Origin of the sequence: Burkholderia sp. WSM2230, assembly GCF_000472445.1 — a bacterium.
GTDB lineage: Bacteria > Pseudomonadota > Gammaproteobacteria > Burkholderiales > Burkholderiaceae > Paraburkholderia.
Genome location: NZ_AXAJ01000016.1, coordinates 113120 through 124437, shown reverse-complemented (window position 1 = coordinate 124437; position 11318 = coordinate 113120). Strand labels below are relative to the sequence as shown.

Genomic DNA, 11318 nt, shown 5'->3' with positions numbered 1-11318 from the left:
TGCCAGAAACAGCACAGCCCTATACCTTATAAGGAGAGGCCTCCTCTCCACTACTTCTTCCCGATTGGTTGTGCCGCCCCACAGGCGACACGACAACAAGTCATGCCTGATGACCATAGCGAGTCGGTCCCACCCCTTCCCATCCCGAACAGGACCGTGAAACGACTCCACGCCGATGATAGTGCGGATTACCCGTGTGAAAGTAGGTAATCGTCAGGCTCCCCAGCAGTGCCCGCAACCCCACCCCATCAAGGTGGGGTTGCGGCGTTTACGCGGCAGAAAAACGTCCGTAACAGGACACACACCGTAACCAGCGCGGGGACGCTCAGTCTCCGCCGATGCGCAGCGCGCCCGCGTAGCCCGTCAGTTCCAGATAGGCGTGTCCGACTTCCACGCCATCGCGGCTCACCAGAGTCGCACCTTCCCAGTACACCGCGCCGGTGGACTGTCGAGAGTCCAGTTCCTGATCGTCCATCAACGGATCCAGCTGCCAGGTCAGCGCGCCGGTTCTGACCGTCATCGCCACCGGATACGACGTGTTCGTGTACGGCGAGCGCCACATACGGCGCGGCGTGAACTCGACCTCGCCCGGGGCAAATGCCGTGACGCGCCCGTCGCGATCGCGCAATGCGGCGTGCGCCCAAATGGCATGTCCGTCGCGGCTGCGCACCTTGAAGGCCATCAAGGCCGAACCGTCGGACAGATTGGCGCCCAGCCAATCCCATCCCGCAGCATTGGCGTCGAGCAGCGTGCTCGACCATTCGTGATCGAGCCATGCAATGCCGGTGACCACCGTGGGGCGTTGCGATGCACTGCCTTTGGTGGCCGGCCGCATCACGCTGCCGGATACCCGCAATTGCGGCTCGCTGTAGTAATAGCTTGCCTGTTCGGGCCGCGGACCTTTGCGCGAATAGCCGCGTTCGCCCTGAAGCAGGGGCGCCTGCGTCGGCATCAGAGTGAGATGCAATGCGAACTCGCCTGCATCGGCGGTGACATCGTAGTGGCCGTCGGCAGCACGCACTATTTTCCATGCGTCGAGCTTGACATCCGTGTTACCGGACCTCGCATAGGCGAGCCCGAATCCCTCCCGGCCGATCCGCTGATCGTGCACGAGGTGACCGCGCGCGGGATCGCTCAACGCAGCGTGCGCAATGATCAATTGAGAAGGTGCAAAGGCACTCGGATCGGCAGCATCATGGCCCGTTGCAGAGCGGAAGAACGTGATCTGAAAGCCGAGAGGCCTGTTATCCGGCGTCCTTAGCCAGCCTGTCGCGTACCACCACTCGGTGCGAAAGTCTGCGTGGGCGCCGGTGTCCGTCGGCAGCGTGACGGGACGTTCTGGGGTGACCACTGCAAACTGCGGCGGTGCCGCAAAGCAAGGCGAAACGGCAAGCGCACCGGCAACGAAAAAGGCAGAAATGCACAGAGCCCAAGCCATTGCTTGAAACGACGCAGTCGCAACCGGCTCTTGAAGGTCCACTTGCGCGTGACTGCCCGCTTCGTGCGCTGGTAACCGCAGCCACGCCCGCATCACCAGTCCTCCTTGACTGCGCGCACCGCATCGACGGAAACTGCACCGCGTCCCGCGACCACGGCCGTCGAAACTGATGACGCCAGCATCACCCAAGCAACGGTGCCGAGAATGGTCCACGGAACATGCAGCGACATGCTCCAATGAAATGACTGCGGATTGACGACGAATACAAGAACCAGACTGATCGCGAATCCGAGAACGAAACCCACCGCAATGCCGCACGCCGTGAGCATACCGCCTTCGAGTGCGAGGATCGCAAGGATCTGCGCGCGAGTCACTCCGACGTGCCGCAGCATGCCGAACTCGCGAGCGCGCGACAGCGTCTGTGCGGAAAACGTTGCGGCCACGCCGAACAACCCAATGACGATTGCGACCGCCTCAAGAAGATACGTAACCGCAAAACTGCGGTCGAAAATCACTAGCGTGCGCGCGCGAATGTCGCCGGGCTGCGAGATGTCCAGCGTCGCGCCGAAGGGCAGTGCACGCAGCCCTGCTATCACGTGCTCCACGCTCATGCCTCGTTCGACGCTGACAGCGACATCGGTCGCGTTCATGTCGGCGGTGAGGCGGCGATAATCGGCAAGCCGTATCTGGATCGCACCGCTTTGCCGCACGTAGTCACGCCATACGCCGGCGACGACGAAATCATGTACGCGCTCGCCGAGCGGCAGGCGTACACGTTGCCCGAGCCTATAGCCGTATAAATCGACCATTGCTTCGGACACCCAAACAGGTGTTTCATCGCGTTTCAGTTCACGCGCGGGCAGTACAGGTCCCATCATTTGCAGATTCGAGCCGGGGTCGTCCGCGTCGATCTCGCGGGCGAGTAGCGCGATGTCGGGGCGCGACGGATCGAGCGTGACATGGGAGGTGCGCGCGAACGCCGCCTTTGCGATGCCGGGCACGGCCGCAAGCCGACGCTGCTCGTCGAGGTTCAGGCCGCCCGTGTCGCCGTTTTGTGCCGCGCGCACATACAGATTGGCCGACAGCAGATGAACCAGCCAGTCGTCAACAGATACGCGGAAGCTCGCGACCATGATCGCCATCGCGACGATCAGCGCGAAACTCGACAACACGCCGCCCATTGCAATCGACGCATGACCCGGCGCATTCGCAAGACGCGCAAGCGCAAGCGTGCTCGCCGCACCGCTACGCGGCCGCGCTGCGAACGCCCGGCTTGCCGCGCCGAATACAAGAGCGGTGACGCGCGGCATCAACGCAATTCCGCCGATGAGCAGCAGCGCGACCGCCACATAACCGCCAATGGGCGTGTCGAACCACGGCGGCGCTTGTGTCAGCACGGCGCCGGTGACCAGACATAGCAATGCAGGCCACGGCGTCGCGAGCCGCGCGAGCGCGCCTTCTTCGGCGCCCGCCTTGAGTGCCGCCGCGGGCCGCGCGCGCGCCGCCTCGAGCGCTGGCGCAAGACTGCCAAGGACGGCCACCGCGATGCCGAGCGTCAGAAACAACGCGCTTGCGAGCGGTTGGAAGCCGACTTGCGGCCGCACGCCGGGAAAATAGCCGCCGCCGAGATCGCTGCCGAAAAAATGCAACGCCCCGGCTGCAAGGGCGTAACCCAGCGCGAGGCCGCACAGCGAACCGAGTACGCCGAGCAGCGCGCCTTCCAGCAGAATCTGCTGCAATAGCTGGCCGCGAGTCAGTCCCAACACGCGCAGCATCGCGAACTGCGCGCGGCGACGCACGACGCTCAGCGCCTGCGTCGAAAATACGAGGAACGCGCCGGTGAAAAGAGCGACCAGCGCGAGCACGTTCATATTGATCCGATAGGCACGGGAGAGTCTGTCTGTGCGGCTTTCGACATCGCGTGCTTCGGCGACGATCCATTGACTGCCCAACTCATTTTGTAGAGCGCGTTTGAAGCGCTCGCGGTCGACGCCCCGCTCGAGTTGTACGTCGACCCGCGACAGCTTGCCCACCATGCCGAATTTCCACTGAACGGCGGCAATATCCATGATCGCGAGCCGTTGACCAGGCCGCGTTCTGGCGATGCCGCCGGCCACGCGCAGAGGCACGAGCGAGGTGCCGTTTTGCAGCACAACCTGATCGCCGGTTTTGACATGCAGCCATTGCTGCGCGGCGGTGGAAAGGAACACGGCGTCCGGAGCGAGCGTGTCGAAAGGCCGGCCGGCTGACGGTACGCCGATCAGATCCGGCGCAATGCGGCTCGCCCTGAATATGTCGATGCCGAGCACTTGCAACGTGGCGTTGTGCTCACGCACGGCGACGTCCAGCGCAAGAACCGGGCTCGCGAGCGCAACGCCTGCTTTGTTGGCGAGACGCGGATAGATCGACTCGTCGAATAGAGCTTGCGCGCCGCGCACCTGCAAATCGGCCTCGCCGGAGAGGCTGCGCGCCGCGGCGGAAAATTCGTTGAAGGCTGCGCTATTGATGAGTTGCACCGCGTAGCCGAGCGCCACGCCGAGCGCGATCGTTGCGATAGCAACCAGTGCGCGTCCCCGATGACTGCGCCATTCGGCGCCAAGCAGCCAGCGCGCGAGAGTGCGATGCCCACGCGTGCGGGCGGGCGTGTGAGAGTCAGCGGGCGTCATCGGTTGAACGGGCTGCGGGTTGCAAGCCGCGCTGCGGGCGCGAAAGTGCCTGCGCTTGCGGTGCGCAATGCAAACCGCCATCGCTGAGAATCATGATGCGATCTGCAACGGCGGCCGCGGCCTCGGAGTGAGTGACCATCATCGTGGCCGCCCCAGTCGCCTTGCATTGGGCGCGAAACAGGCCGAGCACGCCATGTGCGGTGTCGGGATCGAGGTTGCCCGTCGGCTCGTCGGCGAGAATCAAGGTAGGGCGGTGCACGAGCGCACGCGCGATAGCCACGCGTTGCAATTCGCCGCCCGACAGTTGCCGCGGAAAGTCGCCACCGCGGCCTTCCAGCCCTACTGCCGCGAGCATCTCCAGCGCGGTGGCAACCGGCAATTCATTCAACAGCAGTGGCAAAGCGACGTTTTGCGCAAGCGTCAGATGCGGCAGCACATGAAAGGCCTGAAACACGAACCCGAGTTTCTGCCGACGCAAACGTGTCGCGGCGTTGTCGTCCAGACGCGAAACCTCAGTGCCGCCAATGATCACCTCGCCGCTGTCCGCCTGATCGAGCCCGGCAATCAGATTGAGGAGCGTCGATTTGCCGACACCCGAGTCGCCCATGATCGCGACAAATTCGCCGGGCGCGAGCGTGAAGTCGAGATTCGCGAGTACGACGCGGCCACTGCCGTACGTCTTGGTCAGTGCGCGACACTCGAGCGCGGAAACGGCGCCTTCGCCTTCGTCATGAAACTGCATGCAGGGTCCGCAAGATGTGGCCGGGCGGCGGCGTTTCATTCCGTGAAGTGCGCAGCTTCCGACCTGTTGACCGCTGAGTATATTCGGCTTCTGTAAGGCGCGTCGGAGCATCGGCTCGCTTGCGCCGGGTCGTTTTTCGCGGGCGTTTGCCGACGCGTACTTTCCGTCGTCACGCGCCCGAACAAAAAAATTATTTCCGTCGAATACAGGAAGAAGCGGCAACGGAGGTGCGAAAAACGGGGCACAAGCTTATGTGCCTCGACGCATGGCACGGCCTCGCCCGCGCATAGAAGCATTGAGCTCTAAAACTTCTCCCATCGAACGCTCAAAATACCGCTTTTCCTCGTAACTGCGACACAGGTCGCGAGCTTCGAACCGCATTGTGCGGTTGCACATTTTTATTCCTTTCGCAAGGGGTGACGCTCACAACACTGCATTGCTTAAGACGTCAGAGCATTGTTGCGATGCAAAATTATTCTTATCTTGGTAATCTCCCACCCTTGTCGTTCGACTGCGGGTAAACGTGAATCTCGACAGCAGTGCGTTCGCGTCCCTCCGCTAAACCAAAAACCTACATATTCGCTTCAATGCTTTCTGAATTGAAAGCATGGCGCGGTGTTTTGTCCTTCAAGTTTTCGATAGCGCACATGCCATTGCCTCTTCTCAGTCTACTCATCTGGATCCCTATCGTCGCCGGCCTGGTGGTGATGCGGGTCGGGTCCGACGCGGCACGCGGCCGCACACGCTGGCTTGCATTGATCGGCGCGGTTGCGGGCTTCGTGCCGGTGATTCCTCTGGTGGCGAGCTTTCGCAACGACGTGACGTCGATGCAGTTCGTCGAAAACGTCAGATGGTCACCGACGTTCGACATCGCCTGGCACGTAGGCGTCGACGGCATTTCGCTGTGGCTCGTTGCCCTGACCGCGCTGACTACGATCATCATCGTGATTGCTTCGTGGGAATCGATCACCGAGCGAACCGCGCAGTACTTTGGCGCCTTTCTGATGTTGTCGGGCTTTATGCAAGGCGTTTTTACGTCGCTCGACGGGATGATGTTCTTCGTCTCGTTCGAAGCAACGCTGATTCCGCTTTACCTGCTGATCGGCACTTGGGGGCATGCGAATCGCTCGTACGCTGCGGTCAAATTCTTTTTCGTATCGTTCCTCGGTTCGCTGATGATGCTGATGTCGATGCTGTATCTGTACAGTCAGACGCACAGTTTCGACCTGGCGCTGTGGCGTGAAACGCCGCTTGGCACGATGCCGCAGGTACTGATCTTTCTCGGCTTTCTCGCGGCATTCGGTGTGAAAGTGCCGATGTGGCCGCTGCATACGTGGTTGCCCGACGTGCACCTCGACGGGCCCACCGGTGCTGCAGTAATGATCGGCATGCTGAAGCTCGGCGGCTACGGCCTGCTGCGTTTCGCGTTGCCTATCGCACCGCAGGCCAGCCACTTTTTCGCGCCGATGATGATCACGCTCTCGCTCGTAGCCGTGATCTACGCAAGCCTTCTCGCGCTCGTGCAGACCGACATGCGCCGCCTGCTCGCGTATTCGACCGTGGCCCACATGGGACTCGTGACGCTGGGCCTCTTTGTGTTCAACCGCATTGGACAGGCCGGTGCGATCGTGCAGATGCTCTCGTACGGCGTAGTGTCGGGTGCGATGCTGTTGTGCACAGGCATGCTCTACGATCGCACGAAGACCGCCGCCATCGACGAATACGGCGGCGTTGCGAACACCATGCCGCGTTTCGCCGCGTTTGTGATGTTGTTCTCGATGGCCAACATCGGTCTGCCCGGTACGTCCGGTTTTGTCGGCGAATTCATGGTGCTGATGGGCACGATCCGCTTCAACTTCTGGATTGGTGCGATCGCGGCGTCCACGCTGGTTCTGAGCGCCGCTTACACGTTATGGATGTACAAGCGCGTGATTTTCGGCGCGATTGCGAATGCGCGAGTCGCGAGCCTCAAAGATCTCGGCAAGCGCGAATTCCTGCTGCTGGGTGCAATAGCGTTGCTGGTGCTCGCGATCGGGCTCGATCCCAAGCCTTTTACCGATGCAATCGATCCTTCTGTCGGTACATTGCTTGCGCAATCGGAACGCTCCACGCACCCTGCGGAGCCCGCTCCTGGCGATCACAACGAGCATCTGCAGGCGGCGGCGCCTGCCGCGGTGGTTGCGCGTACGCCGGGGTAATGGATTGATGCTAACGTGACGCTGATTCGCGCCGGGCGAATGCGCGCGCATAATTGCCGCGTATGCCGTGCCCGGCGCGAATCGCACTTTTCAAGCAGTCACGAAGGAGAGTCCATGAGCCAGCAAAAGCCTGTTGAGTATTCTGCGGCGTCGCCCACAGTCAAAGCCGTATACGACGATATCAAAGAGACGCGCCAGGTCGACGACGTCAACAACTTCTGGAAGTACATCGCGCAGCATCCGCCGACTCTCGCGCGCACGTGGGACAGTTTGAAGGACGTGATGGCGCCGGGCGCACTCGATCCTTTGATAAAGGAACTGCTCTACGTGGCCGTGAGCGTGACGAACAACTGCGGCTATTGCGTCGCGAGCCACACCGCTGCCGCTCGCCGTGCGGGCATGACCGATGAAATGTTCGGCGAGCTGCTCGCGGTCGTTGGGATGGCTAACGAAACAAACCGGCTCGCAGTCGGCTACCGCGTGCCGATCGATCCGGCCTTCGAATAGCCTGCGTCAAGCCGCGTAGCGCCATGCGGCGAGCACGCCCGGCAACGCCTCCATGTCCTGAAACACCTGGGCCACGCCGGCCGCAAGCAACGCCTCCGCACTGCTGTGTCCCAGTTCATTCGGACAATAGCCGAACACCGTCGCGCCGGCTGCCACCCCGGCGGTCGCGCCCGTCACCGTGTCTTCGACAATCGCGCAGCGCGCGGGGGCGACTTCGAGCGCTGCCGCCGCCGCCAGATAGACATCGGGAAACGGCTTGCTGCGCGGCGTTTCGTGACCGCTGAAGATGCGTCCCTCGAAGCAGTCGAGGATGCCAGTCTTCTTCAGTTGCAACTCGACTTTTATGCGGTCCGCGCCGGATGCAACGGCGATGCGTCCGTTTAGCGTTGCATGAAGCGAGCGCACCGCCACAGCCGCGCCGTCAATCGCCTTCAGTTCTTTATCGAGTGCCGCGTTGCGGCGCGCGCGGAATTCCATGAGCCAGTCGGTCGTGATCGCCACGCCGGTGCGCGCTTCGATCAGCGGCGCTTCGTCTTTCACCGCCTTGCCGACGAAGATGCGCATGGTCTCCTCGACGCTCAATTGCCAGCCCAGCTCGCCGAGCATCTCGGTGAGCACGCGGTTGGTAATCGGTTCGGAGTCGACGAGCACGCCGTCGCAATCGAAAAGTACGGCGTCGAAGGGGAAATGGTCCATCGGGGAGGGCAGGAAGAAATATCGCGGAACGGGAAAGGATACCTCAATAGGGTTTGCGTATCTCCGATTCCAGAACTGAGACGGCGCACATTCGGTTGGCACGGCACGCGTACGCCCTTCGTATCGGATCGGGATGGCGGTCTGCTTAATGGAGTTCAGATGTGGCGCGATACCGCGAGAAGGCCTTAGCGCATAAACAAGCCGATGACATGTTCCGTGTCGCACGCGACACGGCATAAACGTTTACGGGACATTGGAAGAGTTCCTTCATCTGCGTTAGGGATTCCACCTCACATTCATCGTGCTGCTGACCATGAAGTTCGACCAGCATCAGGCATGAAAAGACATTCTCTGTGCCTGATGTTCTCATGCCTCCTGTTGCTTGGCGGGTGCGATGCATTTTCGTCGGGACCGACGTATGGAGGGCTGAGCGTGGAGGGGTTTAATTACACGCCGTATAACCTCGATCGCTTTGTGATCACCGACAAATTCGGTAACAAGGCCGGCGGTGGCGGGGACCTGATGCCGGGTTCGGGTGAAGGGAGGCTCAGCTGCTGTTATACGCTGAAGGGGACCGAGTTCACGGTGGAGTGGTATGTCGTGGATCAGGACGAGTTCCTGAAAGACCCTTATGGGCCACTCAAAGAAATTCATAAGGTCTCCCACGTCAATTTCCCGCCGACTGCGCTGAAAGGCGGAGCTGGAGAACGCATTATAGGTCTTCATTTCTATCCCGATGATCACATCGAGTTCGAGTTCCGGCGCGATCTGAGCGGAACGCGCATCTTGTATGCGGACGTATGGGACTGGTTGCGCAAGAACCACGGGAAACTTCTCAACCCGCAGAACGAGGACGACGGCGTGGTCTTCCGGCGCACAGCTCGTCTTGCCGCCACTGGCTGGATACTCTACCGCCTCACCGACACGCGCGACCTCGAGCAATACGTCTACTTCGCGCTGCTGAACCCGAAGTTCGACGAGCATCCTGCCGTTCACAAAATCCTCGCGGACAGTCAGAACAGGCCCGGCGCGTTTGGCGTTGCAATGGATAAGCTGTCACCGCAGACGATAGCGGAGATAAAGACCGGCAAGGTTCATAGAGTTTTGCCAGGAGGTTCGCATGACTGATCAAAAACAGATCGATTCAGCCGACCGCACGCCGTTGAGGGTGCTGGATGGAATGATCGCCTCGCTCAAGCCGTATAAGCATGACGAATGCATTCCGTGTGGTGCTGTGATTAAAATGGGCTTCTTTTTTGACGCGTTCGGCCGTCACCGCGACCACGACGATCCATCAACGTCCCGCTATTCGAACATCTGCCGCCTTTGGGAAGCGCATCGCGATAACCTTGATACGCGTCGCAAAGACATGCCCAATCAGTTTTGGTACCCCTTCTACTACTCCGGCCTCGGCACCGAACTGAACAAAGACGCTGCGAACAGCGACATCATCTCTGCAGCCGCCAAAACCGCAACCGCTGTCGGCAAATCAACGATCCAATCGGCAAAAAGCACAGCGCAGAAGGTGGTGGGCGTCGACAAGCTGCTCGACCTGAAGAAGGTGCCCGCGACGACCGCGAAGAAAGCGGCAATCGAGGCCTTGGACGAGATGTCGTTTCGCCCTGTTGTCAAGGCCTATGCCGACGTCATCGCCGAGGCTAAGAAGACACCTGCCAAGCTTGGCCGCGTATTGACGCTGGCCCGGGAAGACCGCTGGGTCACGCGCGGTAAAGCCGCGGTTAGGGCCACGCTGTTCGAGCTGAAGAAGAACCCGCTGAAAGCAGGTTGGGCAGTAGCGAAAGGCGTATTCGTCGGGGTCGCGATGGATTCCATTCCACAAGTACGCGACAACGCCGCGGTCTCCCGTCTATTTGGTACGGGTGTTGAAGACCGTTTGCGCGCGGCGTTGACCCAGTTCGAAAAGGCCTACCGCGACGCGAAGACGAAAATGTCAAAGGTGCAACGCATCGAGGTCTCGGTGTTTGGCGCCGATAGGGGGAGCGTGCTGGCGCGCGTCTTCGTGAATGAACTGGTGCGCAAGTACAAGCGGCGCCGCGACGACGATCTGGCGATCGAAGGCGACATGATAGAGATCAGGTTCCTCAGGCTGCTGGACGATGTGTCTTCTATCATGGCCGAGAACAAGCTGCTGGAGTTCATGCCGCTCGTCAGCATGGTCAAGCAGAATTACGGCGACCGACCACTCACTGTGCCGCAGGCGGTGCAAAAGTGCGTGCACTTTGCGGCCGCGCACGAATTGCGCTTTTATCAGCGGCTCGACAGTCTTGAGAAGACTCGTGGTGAACAGTATTTATATCCCGGCACCAGCGAAGACATCACCGGGGGTGCTCCCGCGGGGTCGATGGGCTTTCGTGCCGAGCTTCAGCGCGTCGCCTTGCGCGATATGCTGAACGAAGCACTGATGGCGGGCGCGGCAGTCGATATGATGGAATACTTATTCAAGTACAAAGGCCCTGCGTTCACAAAATTCACCCTCGCGTCCCCCATCTCCGACGGCAATACAACCTACAAGATCCCTGACCTGATCAACGCATACCGCGTCCTTGTACCGCGAGAGCAGGGCCTCAAATTCCAGCCGCACATGCAGGTTTTCCTGCGCTGGCTGGCAGCGCGGTACAAAGATCCTACGTTCCGCGCCACACTCACTTCTGTTCCCGATCAGAAGCTCGCCGCCTGGCGCGCATTGCTGGCCGAGCGTGAAGAGACCGCGCGGAAACTCCGCATGGAGCACGAGCGGCTGGCGAGCCTGCCAGCAAACGAGCGCGAGCGGCCCGCGAATCGCGCCATGTTCGACAGTCTTGTCGCGCACTACAAGGATCTGGAAGCGCGCCGACAACGTGATCTACTACCGACGGACGAAGCTATATCGAGGCCGGTCGTCCATGTATGGGAGCGCCTTGAGCGGGAGTCGGCGGAACTCCTCGAACGCATGGCGAAGCAGCCGGAACTCGAGGCGCGACTCAAGCGCATCCAGGCCCGGGAGGTGGGCGCGGATCTTCCCTACGACGCCGACGTTACGGGGGGCTGCGGAAGGAATCGTCCGGCATGAA

8 protein-coding genes and 1 rRNA gene are annotated in these 11318 nt (G+C 61.0%); 5 read left to right on the top strand and 4 right to left on the bottom strand.

Translation table 11 applies throughout. The features are described from left to right. Window positions 1-105 precede the first annotated feature (105 nt). A 5S ribosomal RNA gene (gene rrf / locus A3AC_RS0124930) occupies window positions 106-219 on the top strand. A gap of 106 nt (window positions 220-325) precedes the next feature. On the opposite strand, the gene A3AC_RS0124925 is transcribed toward rrf, so the two are convergent. The 3 genes from A3AC_RS0124925 to A3AC_RS0124915 form a co-directional block, all read right to left on the bottom strand. Beyond that, complete coding sequence (locus A3AC_RS0124925; protein ID WP_232231986.1) at window positions 326-1438, bottom strand: lipocalin-like domain-containing protein; 1113 nt, start codon at window positions 1436-1438, stop codon at window positions 326-328. Between the two features lie 92 nt (window positions 1439-1530). Beyond that, window positions 1531-4104: an FtsX-like permease family protein gene (locus A3AC_RS0124920; RefSeq protein WP_025602176.1), complete on the bottom strand. Its 2574-nt coding sequence runs from the start codon at window positions 4102-4104 to the stop codon at window positions 1531-1533. Continuing rightward, window positions 4091-4846, bottom strand: a complete 756-nt coding sequence (locus tag A3AC_RS0124915) for an ABC transporter ATP-binding protein (RefSeq protein WP_025602175.1) — start codon at window positions 4844-4846, stop codon at window positions 4091-4093. Before A3AC_RS0124915 ends, A3AC_RS0124920 begins: the two co-directional genes overlap by 14 nt. A gap of 647 nt (window positions 4847-5493) precedes the next feature. On the opposite strand from A3AC_RS0124915, the gene A3AC_RS0124910 reads away from it, so the two are divergent. After that, a complete protein-coding gene (locus A3AC_RS0124910; RefSeq protein WP_025602174.1) occupies window positions 5494-7044 on the top strand; it encodes a complex I subunit 4 family protein in 1551 nt (516 codons plus the stop codon). A 114-nt stretch (window positions 7045-7158) separates the two neighbouring features. Then, window positions 7159-7551: a carboxymuconolactone decarboxylase family protein gene (locus A3AC_RS0124905; protein ID WP_025602173.1), complete on the top strand. Its 393-nt coding sequence runs from the start codon at window positions 7159-7161 to the stop codon at window positions 7549-7551. 6 nt (window positions 7552-7557) lie between these two features. On the opposite strand, the gene A3AC_RS0124900 is transcribed toward A3AC_RS0124905, so the two are convergent. Continuing rightward, the gene (locus A3AC_RS0124900; protein ID WP_025602172.1) at window positions 7558-8247 is read right to left on the bottom strand and encodes an HAD family hydrolase; all 690 of its coding nucleotides are present in this window, start codon (window positions 8245-8247) and stop codon (window positions 7558-7560) included. Between the two features lie 432 nt (window positions 8248-8679). On the opposite strand from A3AC_RS0124900, the gene A3AC_RS0124895 reads away from it, so the two are divergent. After that, window positions 8680-9375, top strand: a complete 696-nt coding sequence (locus A3AC_RS0124895) for a hypothetical protein (protein ID WP_332261495.1) — start codon at window positions 8680-8682, stop codon at window positions 9373-9375. Then, window positions 9368-11317 (top strand): DUF2235 domain-containing protein, encoded by a 1950-nt coding sequence (locus A3AC_RS29515; protein ID WP_232231985.1) that lies wholly within the window; start codon window positions 9368-9370, stop codon window positions 11315-11317. Before A3AC_RS0124895 ends, A3AC_RS29515 begins: the two co-directional genes overlap by 8 nt. Window position 11318: the final 1 nt, after the last annotated feature.